The 20,447-nt window shown below is 48.3% G+C and carries 15 protein-coding genes; 12 read left to right on the top strand and 3 right to left on the bottom strand.

Features of this window, described 5'->3' with window-relative positions; genetic code table 11:
- Positions 1-37: 37 nt before the first annotated feature.
- The 3 genes from ACYVIY_RS00820 to ACYVIY_RS00810 all read left to right on the top strand — a co-directional run bounded on the left by ACYVIY_RS00820 (position 38) and on the right by ACYVIY_RS00810 (position 4,726).
- The gene (locus tag ACYVIY_RS00820) at positions 38-547 is read left to right on the top strand and encodes a DUF4293 domain-containing protein (protein WP_460974345.1); all 510 of its coding nucleotides are present in this window, start codon (positions 38-40) and stop codon (positions 545-547) included.
- 51 nt (positions 548-598) lie between these two features.
- On the top strand, positions 599-3,100 hold the full coding sequence (locus ACYVIY_RS00815) for a zinc-dependent metalloprotease (RefSeq protein WP_460974344.1): 2,502 nt from the start codon (positions 599-601) through the stop codon (positions 3,098-3,100).
- A gap of 132 nt (positions 3,101-3,232) precedes the next feature.
- A complete protein-coding gene (locus ACYVIY_RS00810; protein ID WP_460974343.1) occupies positions 3,233-4,726 on the top strand; it encodes a hypothetical protein in 1,494 nt (497 codons plus the stop codon).
- A 78-nt stretch (positions 4,727-4,804) separates the two neighbouring features.
- Here the strand turns inward: ACYVIY_RS00810 and mdh are convergent, their stop codons facing one another.
- On the bottom strand, positions 4,805-5,746 hold the full coding sequence (mdh, locus tag ACYVIY_RS00805; RefSeq protein ID WP_460974342.1) for a malate dehydrogenase: 942 nt from the start codon (positions 5,744-5,746) through the stop codon (positions 4,805-4,807).
- A 200-nt stretch (positions 5,747-5,946) separates the two neighbouring features.
- Between mdh and ACYVIY_RS00800 the strand changes: the two genes are divergently transcribed.
- The 8 genes from ACYVIY_RS00800 (at position 5,947) to ACYVIY_RS00765 (ending at position 14,204) form a co-directional block, all read left to right on the top strand.
- A complete protein-coding gene (locus tag ACYVIY_RS00800) occupies positions 5,947-6,405 on the top strand; it encodes a YkvA family protein (RefSeq protein ID WP_460974341.1) in 459 nt (152 codons plus the stop codon).
- 178 nt (positions 6,406-6,583) lie between these two features.
- The gene (locus tag ACYVIY_RS00795) at positions 6,584-6,787 is read left to right on the top strand and encodes a Sec-independent protein translocase subunit TatA/TatB (protein ID WP_460974340.1); all 204 of its coding nucleotides are present in this window, start codon (positions 6,584-6,586) and stop codon (positions 6,785-6,787) included.
- A 153-nt stretch (positions 6,788-6,940) separates the two neighbouring features.
- Complete coding sequence (gene gatA, locus ACYVIY_RS00790) at positions 6,941-8,407, top strand: Asp-tRNA(Asn)/Glu-tRNA(Gln) amidotransferase subunit GatA (protein ID WP_460974339.1); 1,467 nt, start codon at positions 6,941-6,943, stop codon at positions 8,405-8,407.
- A gap of 70 nt (positions 8,408-8,477) precedes the next feature.
- Positions 8,478-10,112, top strand: a complete 1,635-nt coding sequence (locus ACYVIY_RS00785) for a lytic transglycosylase domain-containing protein (RefSeq protein ID WP_460974338.1) — start codon at positions 8,478-8,480, stop codon at positions 10,110-10,112.
- Between the two features lie 117 nt (positions 10,113-10,229).
- The gene (ruvA, locus tag ACYVIY_RS00780; protein WP_460974337.1) at positions 10,230-10,817 is read left to right on the top strand and encodes a Holliday junction branch migration protein RuvA; all 588 of its coding nucleotides are present in this window, start codon (positions 10,230-10,232) and stop codon (positions 10,815-10,817) included.
- Between the two features lie 131 nt (positions 10,818-10,948).
- Positions 10,949-12,034 carry a hypothetical protein gene (locus ACYVIY_RS00775; protein ID WP_460974336.1) on the top strand — a complete coding sequence of 362 codons (1,086 nt, stop codon included), beginning with the start codon at positions 10,949-10,951 and terminating at the stop codon, positions 12,032-12,034.
- A 133-nt stretch (positions 12,035-12,167) separates the two neighbouring features.
- Positions 12,168-13,010, top strand: coding sequence for a YjbH domain-containing protein (locus tag ACYVIY_RS00770; protein WP_460974335.1), 843 nt, complete (start codon positions 12,168-12,170; stop codon positions 13,008-13,010).
- 15 nt (positions 13,011-13,025) lie between these two features.
- Entirely contained in the window at positions 13,026-14,204 is a 1,179-nt protein-coding gene (locus ACYVIY_RS00765; protein WP_460974334.1) for a YjbH domain-containing protein, read from the top strand.
- Positions 14,205-14,280: 76 nt separating this feature from the next.
- Here the strand turns inward: ACYVIY_RS00765 and ACYVIY_RS00760 are convergent, their stop codons facing one another.
- Both ACYVIY_RS00760 and ACYVIY_RS00755 read right to left on the bottom strand, forming a co-directional pair.
- On the bottom strand, positions 14,281-14,601 hold the full coding sequence (locus ACYVIY_RS00760) for a hypothetical protein (protein ID WP_460974333.1): 321 nt from the start codon (positions 14,599-14,601) through the stop codon (positions 14,281-14,283).
- A 232-nt stretch (positions 14,602-14,833) separates the two neighbouring features.
- Positions 14,834-17,083 (bottom strand): S9 family peptidase, encoded by a 2,250-nt coding sequence (locus tag ACYVIY_RS00755; RefSeq protein WP_460974332.1) that lies wholly within the window; start codon positions 17,081-17,083, stop codon positions 14,834-14,836.
- A 204-nt stretch (positions 17,084-17,287) separates the two neighbouring features.
- Between ACYVIY_RS00755 and ACYVIY_RS00750 the strand changes: the two genes are divergently transcribed.
- Complete coding sequence (locus ACYVIY_RS00750; protein ID WP_460974331.1) at positions 17,288-20,428, top strand: SusC/RagA family TonB-linked outer membrane protein; 3,141 nt, start codon at positions 17,288-17,290, stop codon at positions 20,426-20,428.
- Positions 20,429-20,447: the final 19 nt, after the last annotated feature.

The raw sequence follows: 20,447 nt of genomic DNA, 5'->3' as shown, positions 1-20,447 counted from the left end.
TGATTTGCTACCAATTACACATCTTTCATTTATTCCAATGATTCAACGCGTTCAAACCATTTTTTTGTTTCTTATCGCTGTCGCTATGGGCGTTGCGTTGGCTAATCCCCTCTGGGAGAAGACCGGCACTCAACCTACCGAACTAGCACAATTAACGGCGCTGCAATACACGCAACAACAACCAGTTCCGCAACAGGCAGGCATTCCGGCTCAACAAGCTCCTATGACGGTGATTACGTCGGTATGGTACCTGGGTTTACTCCTGGCTTTAGTGGCATTATCGTCTGTGTACGCCATTTTTCAGTATCGCAACCGGCTGACCCAAACTGCGCTGTGCGCCGTAAATGCGCTGATGCTCACGGCTATCATGGGGATCATATTATATCGAACCCTATACGCGGGTAAGGAATTCGGCAACCCGGCCGATCAGGGCAATTTTCTGTTAGGCTTCTACGCCGTCATCGCAGCCTTATTGTTTAACGCACTGGCCAATCGGTTTATTCGTCGGGATGAGAAGCTGGTGCGGGGGTCTGATCGCCTGCGTTAGATTGTCTGGCTTTTCTTTTATCTTGAGCGGGGAAATACAACCTCGCTCAAGATGATTAAACGCGTACTCTCTCTTCTTTGCTTCGTATTACCAGCCTCCTTCACCGCAAACGCCCAATCTACTAGCAACACCACTCCTGTTAGCATTACGGGTTTCACGGCTAACATGGAGCGTTACCCTGGCTTTCTGACGTACTACTGGGACGCAAAAAAAGGCAAGATCTGGCTGGAGATCGATAAATTCGACACGGAGCTTCTCTACTACCCTACCCTCGCTCAAGGCGTTGGTTCTAATGATATTGGCCTGGACCGCGGACGACTCGGCCAGGAGCACATTGTCAAGTTTCAACGGAGTGGTCCGAAGGTATTACTGATCGAGCCGAATTATGCGTATCGGGCCATTAGCAGTGACCCACTCGAACGACGGGCGGTCGAAGAATCGTTTGCTAAATCGGTACACGCCGGATTTGAGATTGCGGCCGAGGAAAACGACCGGGTACTAGTCGACCTGACGCCGTTTCTGATGCAGGACGCGGTTGGAGCCGTTCAGGCCATTTCTCAGACCAAACAGGGCAACTATAAATTTGATCTGACGCGCAGCGCTATGTATATGCCGCGCACCAAAAGCTTCCCTCAGAATACCGAATTCGAGACCATCATTACGCTCACGGGCGAAAACGCCGGTCCGTACCTCCGGGATGTGGTGCCAACGCCAGCGGCTGTGACTATGCACCAGCACCACTCGTTCGTGCAGCTACCCGATGCTGGTTACAAGCCCCGCGCCTTTGACCCACGTATCGGCTATGGTGGCATCGAGTTCTTCGATTATGCGACGCCCGTCAGCCAGCCCATCACCAAACGCTACATTTCCCGGCACCGACTGGAAAAGAAAAACCCCAATGCAGCCGTCAGCGAAGCGGTGAAGCCAATCGTTTATTACCTCGACCCCGGTACGCCCGAGCCCATTCGGTCGGCGTTGCTGGAAGGCACCAGTTGGTGGAATCAGGCTTTCGAAGCCGCTGGCTACCGGAACGCCTTTCAGGTTAAGCTCTTGCCGCCCGACGCCGATCCAATGGATGTACGTTATAACCTTGTCCAATGGGTTCACCGGTCGACGCGGGGCTGGAGCTACGGAGCCAGTATTATTGATCCACGTACCGGCGAGATCATAAAAGGAAAGGTTACGTTAGGTTCATTACGTGTCCGGCAGGATTATCTGATCGCCCAGGGACTAATCGGCAATTTTGATACGAGCGATTCGGCCTATGTCAACGAACTGATGACGATGTCGCTGGATCGACTGCGCCAACTAGCCGCCCATGAAGTAGGCCACACACTGGGTCTGCCGCATAATTATCTGGCCAGTACGCAAGGCGGTCAACCCGGACAACCCGACCAGTTCGGTCGCGCGTCGGTTATGGATTATCCGACGATGGTCGCCAAGATTAAAGGCGCTTCCATTGACTTATCCGACGCTTACGCCAAAGGGATAGGCGCTTACGATAAGTGGAGTATCCGATATGGGTATGAACAGTTTCCGGCCGGAGCCAACGAGAAACAGGAGCTTACCAAGATCATCAACCAGATGCACGCGGCCGGGCTGTCGTTCCTGACTGATCAGGACGCCCGACCCGAAGGCTCATCGCACCCGGCCACTCATCTTTGGGATAATGGCTCTAACGCCGTAGACGAACTAAAGCGCGTAATGACCGTTCGGCGCATGGCGCTCGCCAATTTTACGGATAAAAAGATTCCTTCGGGAACGCCTATGGCTACGCTGGAAGAAGTGTTTGTACCGATGTATATGTTTCACCGGTATCAGGTTGAAGCAGCCGCAAAAGTCGTCGGTGGTCAGGCGTATACCAACGCGCTACGTGGAGATGGACAGCAAGTGTTACAAACCGTTCCGGCGGCTGAACAGGAGAAAGCCTTGGCTGCCCTGTTTCAGACGCTTGATGCACAGGCACTAGCCGTACCCGAAAAGCTCCTCAGCCTGATTCCGCCCCGCCCCTTCCGCTATGAGCCCAATCCGCGTGAAGTCTTTAAACGGCATACGGGTATGACGTTCGACCCATTAGGGCCACCAGAAGCGGCTGTGGGCATGACCTTACGATTGCTGCTAAACCCTGAACGATGTGCTCGCTTAGTACGCCAAAAAGCCGTTGACTCCACGCTCCCAGGGTTAACCGACGTTCTTGATCGACTACGTGACGGGGTTGTCAAATCACCTTACATTAATCAGGAAACGTACAGAGGGGAAATTGCCCGGCAAACCGAGCGGTTGATGCTCGATCAACTCATTCGACTGGCCACCAATAAAGACGCGGATGGTAGTGTCCGAGCGGCAACGCACGAAGCCATTATGCGCTTGCAGGCCTACTACACCAATTCAAAAACGTTCTCTACGTATCGGTACGATTACCACCGGTGGTTAATTGAGCAGTATCGCTCCGATCCCGATCGGTCCGTAACCCCGTCAACCCTTATACCTCCCGATGGTGCTCCTATTGATCCAGGTCAGGACTGGCTTTCTGCCGATTGTGACTGGCGATAACCCGAATGATCTAGCACTGGTCATAACTTTTAACGACCCGATACAGGTATTCTAATAAATTTCTAAGCAAGTCAGGGAACGCACGGTCTACTTTTGGCCGTGCGTTTTTTACCTCTTCCCCTGCAATCTGTTATGAACCGAATACTAGCGGCACTTACTCTATTAAGTAGTGGCCTAGCCGCAGCCCAGCAACCCACGACTACGTTACCAGTTGATACGCTGGCTCCTCCGGCTGAACAAACCCAGCAGGCTCCCGGAACTGTTGTCCGCCCTTCTGCCATGACCGGTACGGCCGGGGCAGATAAGAATGAACTCAAATACAACCTGAATACTTCAGGTACCCACTTTTTCAAAATTACGCTTTTGAATCAGTCGTGGTTACGACTTAACAACAGCAACCCCGGCACTACGGTCGCGAACACGGCAAAAGACCAGACCCTTGATATTGGGCTTCGCCGAACACGTATCCAGTTGTTCGGACAGCTCAATGACCGGGTTCTGGTGTACTTTCAATTTGGTCTGAACAACTTCAATTTTTTGAATGCCTACCCGGCCTACGGCTCTACGACAGCGCCACCCAACCGGAAAGTGCAGGCCTTCTTCCACGACGCGGTAGCGGAATACCTGGTCTTCAAAAACAAAGATTACCTGAAGATCGGCTATGGCCTGACCATCGTAAATGGTCTGTCCCGATTTAGTCAGCCTAGCATCAGCACCATTGTGAGTATGGACGTACCGGTGTTCGCGCAGGCAACGGTAGACCAGACGGACGAATTTGCCCGTAAGCTGAGCTTGTACGCCCGCGGTCAGATTGGGCCGATCGATTACCGCTTTGCCATGAGCGATCCGTTTCCGGTTCAGACCAATGGCACAGTCCCTGCGGCTTTTAATCAATACTCGTCATTCGCTCAGAAAGGGCATCAAAAGCAGTTCCAGGGTTTACTGCTCTATCAATTCTTTGATAAGGAATCGCACCAAACTCCGGGCTATATGACCGGTACGTACCTCGGCAAGAAGAAAATTCTTAATCTGGAAGCGGGCATCATTCATCAGAACAACGCTATGTGGCATCGCGAAGGTACCACAACGGCTCCCGATACGGTCTACGAAGCGCTGAACCTGTGGTCGGTTGCCGCGTTTCTCGACATGCCCCTGAACAGACAGAAAGGTACGGCCCTAAATGCCTATCTGGGGTATTTTCATACCGACTACGGCAAGAACTACCTGCGCTTCAACGGCATCATGAACCCCGCATCGGGGATTGCATCGGCCCCGGCCGGTATTGGCGGCACGCAGGGAAATGCGTTTCCGATGTTTGGTACTGGTAACGTAGTGTACAGCCAATTGGGGTATTTGCTGCGGCAGAATTTGTTCGGCAATGGCAACGGTACGTTAATGCCATACGCACAAGCCCAGATTGCAAATTATCAACGTATCAATGGCACGTTAGGCGTCTATAGCGTTGGGATCAACTGGCTCATTCGCGGTAATAACACGAAGATAACCCTCGATTATCAGAACCGGCCGTACTACCAAACGGGAGCAACAGTAGATGGCAATGTTCAACAGGTCAATGCAGCCGGGCGACGCGGCCAGTTTGTGCTCCAGTTCCAGGCGTTTATTTAAACACCTGTTCTTCCATAATAAAAGCCCTGCTGTGGATCAGCAGGGCTTTTATTAATACGACTATTATCAGCTACGTATCTAGACGCCGATGTTCAACGTGCTCAATACGTTGTTCATATTCCGAACGGCATCGGCTGATTTATTAAAGGCAGCCTGCTCTTCGTCGTTCAGTTTGTAATCGATAATTTCTTCCCAGCCGTTACGTCCCAGCACCACTGGAACGCCCAGGCAGATGTCGGATTGACCATATTCTCCCTCGAGCAGAACGCAGGACGGAATCACGCGTTTCTGATCGCGCAGGATACTTTCAACCATATAGGCTCCAGCCGCACCCGGTGCGTACCAGGCCGACGTACCGATCAGGCTCGTCAGCGTCGCGCCACCAACCATCGTGTCAGCCGCTACTTTTTTCAGGGTCTCTTCGTCCAGGAACTGACTAACGGGTACACCGCCTTTGGTAGCCAGGCGAGTCAGCGGAATCATCGTTGTATCGCCGTGTCCGCCAATCACACTCGCCTGAATATCGTTGGGCGAACAGTTCATAGCCAGTGACAGATACGTTTTGAAACGAGCCGAATCCAGCGCCCCACCTAATCCGATTACCCGATTTTTTGGCAAACCCGACGATTTCAGCGCCAGGTACGTCATCGTATCCATCGGGTTAGAGATAATGACGAAGATAGCGTCGGGCGAGTGTTTCAGGATATTTTCGGTAACGCCTTTTACGATGCCCGCGTTGATACCGATCAGCTCTTCGCGCGTCATACCGGGCTTACGGGGCAAACCCGATGTAATAACCACTACATCTGAACCCGCAGTTTTTTCGTAGTTATTAGTAGAACCCGTCAGTTTGACGTCGCAATCGAGTAATGTTGACGCCTGAAGCATATCGAGCGATTTCCCTTCGCTGATGCCTTCTTTAATGTCTAATAACACAACTTCATGGGCGAGTTCACGGCGGGCGATGTTATCGGCGCAGGTGGCTCCAACGGCCCCCGCACCTACTACGGTTACTTTCATAGCGTATTCGGAATTAAAAGGTTAACAAGCGAGCGCAAAAGTACGGTCCGAGTTTAAGACAAACCAATGACAACCCGAATAAACTTCTAGTCTCTTGGCTCAGTTTATGGACTATTCAGAGATTTTTTTTGTTATAGGGAAAGTAACTAACCATTCACCTGGCAATTCAGATAGATGAGTCAGATGATCCTCAAACGTCAATGGCAAACAAGAGTATACTGACGCGAGTCCTAACATCCATCTTTTTCAAACGAGCCAATATCGGTGCCGTCCGTTACGCTCGTAACACGCGAAGCTTATACACCTTAATTCGGGAAGCACTCGATAAAAGCGGTGGCTTGTCGGGCAAAAATATTGCGGTCTTTCGGGAACAGCTGGGCGTTGTGACCCGCCTGCTGAAAGCCTACGCTTCGGGCGATTATCGTCAGCTACCCTGGAAGACCTTGATTCGGGTCATTGCGGTATTGATCTATTTCGTATCGCCAATCGACATACTGCCTGATTTCTTGCCAATTGTTGGCTTGACGGATGATATTGCGTTAATGCTGTGGCTGTTCAGCGGCATTAAAGATGACATTGAAAAATTTCGGCTGTGGGAACAGTCTAACTCGGCCTCGCAGGAAGAGGCCCCACGTCGACAAACGATTAAGATTGGCTAGTACGGCTGCTTTTTGTACAGACCTTTTGCCTGCGCTGCTAAAGCCCATGTCCCTCAAGCGAATATCGTTCTGATGCGATTTGAAGGTCTAGAAATAAAGTAGAATAACTTTAACCCTGTTTTTATAGGGTACTACGCGAGAGTTTTATAAATTTGCATATATTCAAATCCTAAGAATCATGATTTCGGCAAGCATTTTCGCAATTATGGGTTTGGGCGGTCAGGAAATGGTGTTCATTTTCTTAGCACTGCTCCTATTGTTCGGCGCTAAGAAAATCCCTGAACTAGCACGCGGCCTTGGCAAAGGCATCAAAGAATTCAAAGATGCCACGAAGGACGTTCGTGAGAATATCGAAGAAGGTCTGAAAGAACCAGGTAAATAATCGAGTTTGATCATAAGCAGACAATTAGGTAGCTTTATCACAGGCTGCCTGGTTGTCTGTTTCTTTTGATCCAGTTTTGCCGGTTCAAGGCTTTACTCGGGCCTTGAACCGGCGGGAAGTAAGCGTGAATTTGTAATTAGTAACCCTCCTCTTGTGACTTTACACCGTACCTTTTCTGCTGTTCAGGCTGATCTGCAAAGCGGCTCCATTACGTGTCTCCAGTTAGTAGAGCAATACTTGACCAGAATCGCGGAGTACCAACACCTGAATGTCTTCACCGAAGTATACGCCGACGAAGCCCGTCAACAGGCCGCTGTTGTTGATCAAAAGCTGGCAAACGGAACGGCTGGACGGTTGGCCGGCATGGTTATCGGCATAAAAGACGTATTGTGCTATGCTGGTCATGGCGTGCGGGCGGGTAGTCGGATTCTCGATAATTTTACTGCTCAATTTACCGCCACAGCCATTCAGCGGCTGCTCGACGAAGATGTTATTATCATCGGTCGGCAAAACTGCGACGAGTTCGCGATGGGCTCATCGAACGAAAATTCAGCATTTGGTCCCGTACGTAACGCGGCTGATCCTACTCGTGTGCCGGGGGGATCGAGCGGTGGTTCGGCGGTGGCGGTTCAGGCAGGGCTATGCCTGGCGAGTATCGGCTCCGACACGGGTGGCTCAGTTCGGCAACCGGCCGCCTTCTGTGGCGTGGTTGGCTTAAAACCCACCTACGGACGGATCAGCCGCTGGGGCTTAATTGCCTATGCCTCTTCCTTCGACTGTATTGGTCCAATCGCGAACACCGCCGAAGATGCTGCACTGCTGCTTGAGATAATGGCAGGTGCCGACGACTTCGACAGTACGGTATCAAGCCTGCCCGTTGGTGCGTATACGCAAGCTCAGTTACCCGAACGTCCGCTTCGCATTGCGTATCTGCGCGATGGTGTCGAAAGCGAGGCCATCGATGCCAGCATCCGCCAGGCAACCCAACAGAAGATTGACGACTTGCGGTCAGCCGGTCATGTTGTCGAACCCGTTGATTTTTCACTACTGAACTACTTGCTGCCAACGTATTACATTCTGACTACGGCAGAAGCTTCCTCAAACCTGTCCCGCTTCGACGGTGTACGGTACGGGTACCGAAGTAAACCGCTGGCCGATACATCAGCAAACGCCCTTTTATCGTTGTACAAGCGCAGTCGTACGGAGGGCTTTGGCCCGGAAGTACGTCGGCGAATTTTGTTAGGTACGTTTGCGCTGAGCGCCAGTTACTACGACGCCTATTACACAAAAGCGCAGCAGGTACGTCGGCTGATTCGGCAGGAAACGGAACGGGTTTTTGAGCAATATGACTTCTTACTATCGCCAACCACCCCTACCCCCGCTTTTCAGCTGGGCGAAAAGATGGATGACCCTTTACAGATGTATCTGGCAGATATTTTTACCGTTCAGGCTAACGTAATCGGGTATCCAGCCATATCGATTCCGAATGGTCTTGACGCCAACGGACTGTCAATCGGCCTGCAATTCATGGCTCCTCCATTCGCCGAGGGTTCGTTAGTAGCACTGGCCAACCAACTACAAATGGCAGCTCTGGCAACTGCCGGAAAGGCCACATACTAGAACGTATCAAAAGTAATTTGTGACTTCATCGTCGCTTTATTAACGTAACATAAACCTAACCAAAAACTACATGAACTATTTGAATCGTAGCCTGTTGGGAGTGGGCTTTATGAGTGCGGTGTTAGGTCTGGCAACAGCCAGCTACGCCGGGACTACGTTTCAATCGCCTGTAATCAGGCAAGCTAATTCGGGCGTAACGGACACTACCATTGTCAAAAAAGACACTGTAGCCATCGTTCCCACCGTTAACGATAGCCTGTTACGTGAACGGTTAGCGAAATTACAAAAAACCATTCCGCTGAATTACCACAAGGCCGTTCAGGCTTATGTCGACTACTTCACCTTCCGGAAAGCCAGTTCGACCAAATTGATGCTGGAGCGGATTCCTCTCTTCTTTCCCTTGTATGAGAAGATGTTTGCTCAATATGGTCTACCCGAAGAGCTTAAATTTCTTTCCATTGTTGAGTCGGCCCTAAACCCACGAGCTATTTCTCATGCTGGCGCGGGTGGGCTGTGGCAGTTCATGCCGGGTACGGGTCGAGACATGCGGCTCTATCAGGACGACTACATCGACGAGCGTATGGATCCGGTTAAAGCGACTGAGGCAGCCTGCAAATATCTCCGCGATCTTTACAACATTTTTGGCGACTGGGAATTAGCGATGGCTGCTTATAACTGTGGGCCGGGTGCTGTTAAACGCGCCATGCGCCGATCGGGTGGCGATTCCTTCTATACAATTTACGATGCCCTTCCCAAAGAAACGCGCGGGTACGTACCGCAGTTTGTGGCATTTACGTATTTGATGCATTACGCCAATGACCACGGTATCTTTGCGGAGAACTACGAATACCCCATTCCGCACGATACCATTCAGGTTACAGGCTATTTCAATCTGGAAACGTTTGCCAAGCATAGCACTATGCCGTTAGCCGATCTCCAGAAAATGAATCCAGCCGTAACAACAACGATCTTACCGGAATACACGAATCGTTATCCGTTACGGGTGCCGCGCGAGCAGTTTCCCTACTTTGCGAGTCGTCGGCGGGCCATTATGGATTCAGCAAGCCGTCTGCCGGTGGCTATGCCCCATATTCTGTTTGCGCATGCCGAAGACATCCGGTACGGCAATGATTCGGTCGACATTTGGGCAGAACTAGGTAAGAATCCGTTGGCCCATATTACGTTAGAAGAAACGCCTACCGAAGTAGTTGCCTCATCGAAAGGCGTCGACAAACAGGCGCGGTTGGTCAGTCAACTCGCTATTGCAGAACCCGCTCCTGAGCCACAGGATGATATTGAAACGGTTGTTTCCCGCAAGCCCCGTAAGCAAACGTATGTTGTAAAGCGGGGTGATAATCTGGGTGATATTGCAAATCGGTTCAACGTAGAACTGTATGACCTTAAACGCTGGAATCACATTCGTTCATCACGTATTGAACGGGGCCAGAAACTTGTCATTCTGAAAGAAGTTGCCGAAACGCGTACCGAACGGCTGGCCGATCAGAGAAGTCCAAAAGCTGAGAAAAAAGCAGAAAGCCTAACAAAAACTAAGCGGTACAAACCCCGCTATCACCGCGTTCAGAACGGGGATACGCTCTGGAATATTGCCCAGCGCTACGACGGTTTGACCATTGATCAACTGAAGAAAATGAATAACATTCGAGGCAATGCCCTTCGGCCCGGCCAAAAACTGATTGTTGGATAGCATTCAATAATCTGTAGGCAAACCCTTCTATATCCCACGACTCATCTTAAAAAGTCGTGGGATTTTTGTATCTTTACTAGTTATAACTACCTTATTAACAAGATTTTTTCAATCTGAATGATTGCTTATCTCGACGGATTGCTATCGTATAAAGAGCCTACCTACGCGATCATTGACGTACACGGAGTAGGATATGCTGTTCATATTTCGCTCCAGACGTATTCCACCCTACCCGGTGGTGGCGATCGGGTAAAACTATTCATCCATCATTTATTTCGCGAAGACTCACAGACCCTATATGGCTTTGCTGCGGCTGACGAAAAATCGCTTTTTCTCGATCTGATCGGCGTATCAGGCGTAGGTCCTAACACAGCTTTGGGTATGCTCTCGGCTATGCAGCCCGGTGATTTACGCTTAGCTATTTTAGGTGAAAATGTTCGAGCGGTACAAGCAATTAAGGGCATTGGAGCAAAAACGGCCCAACGTATTATTCTCGAACTACGCGATAAGATGAAGAAAGCTGGTGTCGTCCCTGATGGCCCAACGTATCGTCAACAGGCGACGAATCCTGTCCGTGAAGAGTCGTTAGCTGCGTTGGTGGCATTGGGCTTTCCAAAACCTACGGCCGAAAAGAGCGTGGATGATGCCTTAAAAGCTGACCCGAATCTAACTGTTGAAGAAGTAATTCGACGGGCTCTACGCTAGTAGTTAATATACGGTCTCCTAATCAGAAATTAGGAGACCGTAGCGTTAGTTAGCGAGCTATATTAGGAATTGCCTACTTACCCGAGTCATCTTTGTACGTCGCTATAAGCTAGTGTTTATTAAGTTTTCAAATGACGAGAGCTTTTATCCTGCTATGTGTGGTAGTTGCAACCATCCTTCAAGGCTGCAAGTCTGCGGATGTGGAGCCATTACTGCCTCATAAGTTTGAGGAAGTTACGGCCATAAAGCTTCCCGAAATTCAACGTTCGTCTCCGGACCCGATAGCTATTACGTTTTCTACACTAACCACGGCTGCTCTGTCCGCATCCCTCAATGCAGGAATCAGCAGTCTACCAACTTCTCGCGAGCTATCTTCTGTTCTAACCCAGGCGGCTGCGAATATGAACGGCGCACTGGTGATCACGAATATTTCACCAAGTCAATTTATCAACGAGTTTACGCCGGACGTACTAACCAATTTATCATTGAAAGGCGAATTGCCCGCTACACTACAGGCGAAAGTCAATGAATTGATAAAAACGCCTAACCTACGAGCTTATCTATCCAGCTCTTCATCAGCAACCGTAAACGGGCAAGAAATTGATGCAACCTCAACCACGATAACTTATCCACGTAGTATTCCAGAGATTATAAAACCTATTTCAATCACATCAACCCAAAATTCTCTGCCAAGCAAAGCTGTAAGTCCTGCTAGTAATGAACTTCTTCAAAGATTAAATAGATTACTTAGGTCAAAAGTACAGGAGTTTGAGGAGTCAAGGACCAAACAGATAAGTAGAATCGATTCAGCTTACGATCAGGAAAAAATTAGAATAAGTAAAGAACTTCAAAACGAATCGAATCAAATCTCGGCAAAATATATAGAGAAAATTGGAGCTGTGAATCAAATATTCATAACAAATATTAATGCATTGAAAATCGCAAGACCTAGATTAAATGATCAAACGTATAATTTAATTACAGCTTTAGTGTATACTATATATAGCACTCAGCAGCAAACGAACTATAATTTACGTACTACTGACAATAATGCGCTCCGCATTGCGGCAGATTTGAAATATTTATCTGCCACTATTACACGCGATACAGACATAAACTCGGTGAATGTAAGTTTTAACGATACATTGAAATCAACTCAGGACTTAATCATTAAACTTTATCAAAGTTCAAACGATACGCAAGGTAGCGGTCAGTAATGAATATCTTGTATAGCCAGTATATGAATATGTTAATTAGACTGGCATAATCAACTTTAAATAAACAATAAAGATTAAGCTCGATTCGGTAAACTCTATTTATAGCTGTTAACCTGTACAATAACTCACCTGTATGAGAAAATATGTTACAAGAATTTTACTACTACTTTTAACTCTGCAATGCTATTCAGGAATGGCGCAGGTAAATATTGCCGGAAAACCTGGACTAATAAATATCCCAACCGCACGCATATTACCCGCAGGATCATTTTATATCGGTTATCATTACAATCCGTTCCGTAACGATTACCGATTAAATAATCCAAATCCTATTGTAGATTGTACTGGCCAGCGGTCATCGAGCACATTTTTTGTGCATTTGGCTATGTTGAAGCGTCTCGAATTAAGCGTATGCTTATTTCGCATAAATGGTTATATACCTTTAGAATCGCGGGGGATAGGTGATCGTCAACTGGACGTTAAATATGCTGTTTTGCTTGAAAATAACTCGAGACCTTCTGTTGCGGTGATTGCCTCCGCTCCTTTTGGTGTTGACAATTCGCTTATTGCTTATTCGATAGTAGCTACTAAAAACGTATCGATTACTAAATCAATTACGGCTGAAGTAACGGCGGGTTTTGGAAGTCCTTTCTATTTTGACCGTAGCGATAATCAGGGAAATGATTTTAATATCTTCTCGAATTATAAACTTCACAATAAAAACGACCGCCCGATTCCGTATTTATCCGGTCCTTTTGGTGGAGTAAATTTCCGGTTGGCTAAAAAAGCGGGAGCGATGGTCGAATGGGACGCTCGCCAGCTTAATGCGGGAGCCTATGTTACGTTATTCAATCACTGGACAATACAAGCTGGTATCAGCGGTTTCGACCAGCTTACCTTTGGTACATCCTATGCCGTTTCATTACTACAGCTTCCCAAACGGTTACGATCGAAACCGGAACAATTAACTCAATAAGTTTAGGCAGCACGCATGGATAGTTTCTACATTAATAAAATAGTTTGTCTTAAGCTTTACTCTATTCCTAAAAGGTTTTCCTTTACTTTTTATTCCTGTTTAATTATAATAATTATTGGTTTCCAGAATGGGATTTGCCAGTCTAATCAATCCAATACGCTTAAGAACTTCGAGAATTTAACAGTAGACAGCGTATCGCAACGTGTTCATTACGAGCAGCGTCTATATCGTAATCCTGCTATTGGTCTGCTAGAATTAAGCCAAGCCCTAGATAAGCTGAGCCCAATCGAATACGTTCCTTATTATCAGGGCGTACCAATTGCAGTTTACAATCTTACTTCTCCTTTTAAAACCACGTTGCTTTCCCATCATGAACGCGTAAAATTAAATAAGGCATATCCATTTAGCCAACGCCGGTATAAATTTGATTTTAGAATACAGCCGGAGTTTATTGCTAATTTTGGATATAAACCAGACGCGTTGCAATCGAAGACAAGCCTGCTTCTGCAGAGTCAATTGTATTTACTCCGGGGCTTAGTTTTAAATTGGGGTGTGTTATTTCCCTTAGTTAATAACTATGATACACAGCCGATGAATATTCGGCCAGCTCCTGTATATCTGAACCAGTTTTTAGCACTTGACAAACAAAATTTTTTGAGTGTTTCAGCCGGTTTGTTTTACAACAATCAATACGGGTTTAACGTCCAGTATCGATGGGCTAATCTAGCAAACGCCTGGTCTTTTGGACTTGAAACCAGTTTAACAGGTGACTACTATTTCCCGAAACGGGGTATTTATTATGAGCCCCTACAACGGTTCATGCTGTTAGCAGACGTAGCATATCGAATTAGAGCGCGCGATGTTACGTTGAAATTATCAGGCGGTCAATATCTCTATGGTGATCAGGGAGCACGGCTTGATTTTATCCGTCAATTTTATTCCGTAGAGGTTGGTATTTATGCCACAATGACAACACGGGGCTCGACAGCTGGTTTCAATTTCGCCATACCCATTCCACCGGGACGATTAATTCAAAGTCAACGATTCCGAATACGTACCACCGAGGAGTTCAGGTGGGAATACACTTATAATGGAGAGGCTAATGTCGGTTCACGTTACCGAGTCGGGCATCAGCTCGATGCGTTGTTGCGCCAATATCACGCTAGTTATATTAGTGGGCAACTAAACCAATAAGCCTTTAATAAAAGCTCATACAAGCCGTGCTGTGTGAGCTTTTATTAAAGGCTTATCATTAAAAGCTGACTACTACTTAATCGACTCCGTCCGCTTTCTTTTTCTTATTTTTCGCTATTGCCTTTAAGCCTTTTGCGTCGCTTTTGATCATTTTTTTCTCGGCTTTTTCTTCTTTCCGCTCCGCTTTAGCCATTCGTGTTTTAGGATCGGAAATACCCGCTATTTCAACGCCCTTGCCGGTTTTAGCTTCCACTTTGTATTCATGAGCTTTAGCCATTTTTTTCTCGGCTTTCATTTCTTTCTTGGCTTGCTTGCCTTCTTGAACGGCTTGTGCAGAAGCGGCTGTGGTTGCAGTAAACAGAAATAGAGCCGCAAAAATGACGCTTGACGTTTTCATTGTGTTGAGAATTAAGTGAGATACCTGCTTGTTTAACAGGCTTTCTGATGTCTAATAACTTCAACACGATCAGGTTGTTTTCACTTCACATAAAATTAGTTCTACGCTTTGTGAGAAACCTTATAAACACATAAAATCTAGAAAGTAAGTATTATAAATTAATCTAATCAGCTTTGCTCTTGATGCATATCTACAAAAAGCCTGGACATCCGGGCTTTTTGTAGATAAATGATCAGTTGATAGGACTTCCCTTTAAATAGTTTTCCAAATACGTTGTGTATTGTTGATAGAGCAATACGTAACTGGCCGAATTATACGAAACACCATGGGCGCCGGGTGGATAAATTCGTAAATCGGCATCCTTACCAGCGTCTTCCAGGGCGTTCATCAACTGGAATGTATTGCGAACGTGCACATTTTCATCCATCGTTGAGTGCGCGATGAACATTTTCCCGGTCAGTTTTTTCGCGTATGTAGAGACGGCGCTGGCCTTGTACTTCTCCTCGTTTTCGGGTAACAGGCCCATATAACGTTCGGTATAGATGCTATCGTAGAGCCGCCAATCCGTAACTGGTGCACCGACGAGCGACACTTTAAATACACCCGGATGGGTCAGCATCGTGTAACTGCTGGTGTAACCGCCGTAACTATGACCCCGAATCGCCATCCGGTTGCCATCGACCCAGGGCTGTTTAGCCAGGTAAGCAGCTGCTTCGGCAAAATCCTGACTCTCGTATTTACCCAACTTTTCGTACACTACCTTTTCGAAATCACGGCCATAACCTCCGCTTCCCCGGTTATTGACGCTTACGACAACGTAGCCAGATTGAGCAAGCCACTGGTGCCAGCCCGTAGTCGCGAAATCATTATAAACGGATTGAGCGCCCGGCCCACCGTATATATCCATCACAACCGGATACTTTTTAGTTGGATCAAAATCAAACGGTTTGATAATCGAAATATCAATTGTCTGGCCATCCGACGTAGTAAAGTTCGTCAGCTCTTTCGGCGAATAATCATGACTAGCCACGTACTCTTTTACCTTCGGATTGGTCTCCAGCGCTTTAATCAGCTGCCCTTTCGTGTCACGCAATTCTACCTGCGTCGGTGTTTGAACGTTCGAATAGCGGTCAATAAAATATTGGCCATTGGGTGAGAAGTTCACCGTATGCCGACCCGGTACGGTGGTTAGCCGACGCTTGTTTTTTCCATCGAGGTCGGCCACAAACAGGTGCCGCTCCATAGGCGACACTTCTGTGGACGTGAAATACACCTTTTCCGCTTTGGGATCGATGTGGTGAACGTACGTTACTTCCCATTTTCCATTTGTCACCGCATTCAGCAATTTGCCTGAATAATCGTATCGATACAGATGTGCATACCCATCCCGATCCGACACCCAGTAGAACTCCTGAGTTCCTGCCGGGAAGTACAGCAAGTGGTTGATTCCGGCGAAGAAATCGAATACATCAATCCAGGTATTCGATTTTTCTTCCATGATTTGTCTGGCCTCTCCCGTCCGGGCGTTCGTCATGAACAGGCGAAGGTGATTCTGTTTCCGGTTGAGGTGAACAACAGCCAGCTGGCCTTCCTGCGTTGTCCAGTAAATGCGGGGGATGTAGCCATCCGGTTCGCCGTTACGACCGAGTTCAACCTTCATCCATTGCTTGTTCCGGTTGGCGATTTCGATAGTACCAATACGGACGGTTGGATTTTGATCACCAACGCGCGGGTACGGCAACGAATCATATTTCTCGTCGAAGCCTTTGTAGTCAGTTAATTTATAGATGGGCACCTGCCGTTCGTCCGACTGCCAGAAGGCGATAAACTTACTGTCGGGCGACCATTCCCAGGCCTGCGCCAAACCGAACTCTTCTTCGTACGCCCAGCCGAAACGGCCGTTATAGAACGCCGGTTTAGCATCGTTCGTCAACTGCGTTTCTTTTTGGGTAGTAAATTCAAACACAAACAAATCTCCTCCCCGCTCATACCCGACTTTTGATCCGTCGGGCGATAACTCAGCCGTTTGTGCATCCTTCGCGACCAGCTTCAGGCTCTTGTTAACTACCGAATACACGTAATAATCCGACACGCCCGAGCGCCGGTATACCGGTCGGAAATTACTTTGGAACAGAATGTTTTTAGAGTCTTTAGACCATTGAAATGAGCCATAGGCAAATGCCTTATCAGTGCCGGGAAATTTGAGCTGGCTCCCATCGAAAACAAGTTCTTCTTTCTGGTCTTTCGGGGTGAGCGATTTAATGGTGCTTTGCCCGTCGATGAACGAAAACTTATTGCCTCCCTCAATCCAGTTCACACTACGTGGCCCGTTGGAGCCATTAAGCTGACCGGCCGAGAAAAGGGCCTCCTGAAGATTGGCGTATCGTTGTTTGGTTTGGGCTACTGCTAACTGATCACTTATTAACAACAGAACCAGACTTGTTATAGTCAACAGATACGTTGATGAAGTACGTTTTGTCATAAAGTATAGAACTTATCCAAGATTCAAATTTACTAAAAAACAGCATATTCAGGCCTACAGATAAACGGCCTGAATCAGTCAATACAACAGCAATTTGTGCTATCTTTCAACTTTGCATTAATTACTTATTGTCTTACAATTTACTTCGTACTTTCTATGATCAACAATTACTCCTCTGTAGGTCATCGTATTCGCTCATTCTGGATGCTTTGGCTGTCCCTTCTACTTTGCGCGAACAGCTTTGCGCAAGGGAATCGATATACAATTAAAGGGCGCATCATCGATAATGATGGGCAAGCCTTACCCGGTGCTACCGTATTAGTGGCTGGTACAACGATTGGTACTGCTTCTGATGCAGAAGGAAATTACTCGCTTGCGGCCACGATTAAGCCCGGCCCAATCACACTGGTTATCTCGGCAATTGGCTACGAAAGCGTACGCCAAAACTTGACGCTCGGTAACGCAGAGCAAATCACCAGCAACGCAACCTTAACCGCATCCGCGACAAATCTCGACGAGGTGGTGGTAACAGGTTCTACCCTATCAGCGCCCAAACGCGAACTGGGTAATGCCATAAGCACCATCAAAGCGCAGGACCTGCAAAACTCGGGCTCGGGCAATCTGATCAACTCCTTGCAGGGTAAAGTACCGGGCGCACAGATTACTCAGAACTCGGGCGATCCAGCGGGTGGCATCACCATCCGACTGCGGGGTATTAAGTCACTGGCGGGCTCATCGGACCCGCTATACATTGTCGACGGTGTGATTGTGAGCAACGCCAGCACCAACGTATCGCAGCTTGCGCTGGTTAACGATATTGGTACGGCTAATCCAGGACAAAACCGGCTATCCGACCTTAACCCCGACGACATCGCGAGTCTGAACGTAATAAACGGCGCAGCTGCGGCTGCTCAGTACGGATCGCGGGCAGCCAATGGCGTGGTGATTATCACGACGAAGCGAGGCCAAAGTGGTCGACCACAAGTGTCATTTTCGACATCGTTCAATGTAAATGAACTACGTAAAGGCGTACCCGTCAATACGTACGGTAAGCAGTTTGGTTTCCCAGGCTTTCGGTTGTATACTATAAGTGGCATCACACCCGCTCAGCTCACCGCGAATCCGGGAGTTACTACGACAGACATCTATCGGGATGGTACATATACGCCATTAGCTACGAACCTGGTCGACGTAACGCGCTACAACTACTTCGACCAGATTTTCCGGACCGGTACGGGTACCGATAACAACCTGTCGGTTACGGGCGGGAACGACAACACGCAGTACTACGTATCGGCGGGCTATCTCAACAACCAGGGCATCATTAAAGGCACTGATTTTACGCGGTATAGCCTACGTACCCGTGTTGATCAGCGGCTAACCAACTGGGCCAAAGTAACCGTGGGTCTGAGTTACGCGAATAGCTTGTCGAACGAGAAAGCGAACGGGAACGTATTCTACAGCCCAATTAACTCGGTTAATATCACTAACAACATCTACGACATTACCCAGCGTGACGCGGCTGGTAATCTGTTAGCGGTTGAACCAACTCGGATAAATCCGTTGTCTACCATCGAAGACATGAAGTTTTCGCAGCAGGTGAGCCGCACCATCAGCAGCGTTCAGCTGAATCTGACGCCAGCCAAAGGCTTATCGGTTGATTACATTGCCGGAGTGGATGCGTACTCGCAGTTTGGTAAAAACTACATTCGGCCCTATCCCTATCAGGCTGTAGCGGGTCTACCGGCAGCCCGGTATCCGCAAGGTTTTGCCGCCAACGCTACTAACCAGGTGGTTCAGTTCAACAACGACCTGAACGTATCGTACCAGCGGCAGTTTGGCGAAAACCTCAAACTGAATGCTGTGGCCGGATATAGCTATCAGTATTATCAATCTGACTACTCAACCGCCAGCGGACAGAACCTGTCGCCGTTTATCGAAACGGTGAGCGGAGCCAGCAACACGACGTACAATTTGGGGTACGGCCTCGATCGATTCGGCTTAAGCGGCCTGTTCGCACAGGCAACTTTGGGCTATCGTAATCTGGCATTTATCACCGGTGCCATCCGGCGCGATCAATCGACTAAGTTCTCTCCTTCGCAAACCAACCAGTACTACCCTAAAGTAAGTGGCTCGCTGATTGTGTCCGATCTGGACTTCTGGAAAGCTGCTACGTTCGGCCAGGTGTTTAACAGCCTGAAACTGCGCGCCAGCTACGGAGAAGCCGGCAACCTGGCGAACCTGCCCACCTATGGCCGTTTTTACCAGTTCAACCCAGTCGGATTTTTAGGCCGGAACACCGTAACGCCGGGCACGCTCCTGGCTAACCCGGATGTGCAACCCGAACGCATGGGAGAGCTGGAAGGAGGTATTGATATGGGCTTTCTCAACGGACGTATCGGCCTGAGCGTTACAGCCTATCAGCAGAAAATCAGTAACCTGTTGGTTAACCGGACATTGGCTCCGACAACAGGCGGTACCAATATCTTCAACAATGTTGGTGCCATGCAAAACACGGGTTTCGAAATCATGCTCGACGCAAATCCGGTTAAGACGAAAGATTTTAACTGGGACTTCACCGTCATTTATAACCACAACCGCAATAAAGTTACTGACCTTGGCGGTCTGACGGTTATTGACGTAGGTGCCGAAGGCGTAACGGGTGCACCGGTTCGGCTACTGGTTAACCAGCCGGTTGGCGTGTTCTTTGGTACGGGCTTCGCAAAAGGTCCGAATGGAGACATAATTCCGTCTCCCTCAGGCTTTCCGCAGTCAGAACGTGCTGTGGCTGCCAATACCGGCACCATTAATTTCGTACCCGCCCGCACCGCCGATGGAAAAGTTGACGTAAGCAAACCGTTGGCCAACATGATTATTGGCAACCCAAACCCCAAGTGGACAGGCTCATTTAGCACGAACTTATCGTATAAGAAGCTGAATCTGCACGTATTGCTTGATGCGGTGCAGGGCGTTGACGTTTTCAATGCCGACAAACGTACCCGGCAGGGTGTTGGTCTGGGTGACTATGCGGAGAAAGAGCTGCGGGGTGAACTCCCACGCGGTTATATCTTTGGCGTGTATAACACCCAGGAATTCCGCATTGATCCGGGCTCGTACACGAAGCTGCGTGAGGTAGCCTTGTCGTATACATTGCCCCAATTTGTAAAGACCATCAGCCGATTGAACGTATCGCTGATTGGCCGAAACCTGTATTCGTGGGACAAGTACACGGGTTTTGATCCCGAAACGAACGCAGGCGGCAACAACGATTTGATTCGCGCCGTCGACTTTGGTAATGTTCCTATTCCCCGTACGTATCAGCTTAAACTAACGGCCACTTTTTAAGAACCGTCATTTGTAGTCT

Source organism: Spirosoma knui, assembly GCF_054780635.1.
The sequence above is the reverse complement of the archived record's forward strand: the minus strand, read 5'-3'. Positions and strand labels throughout refer to the sequence as shown.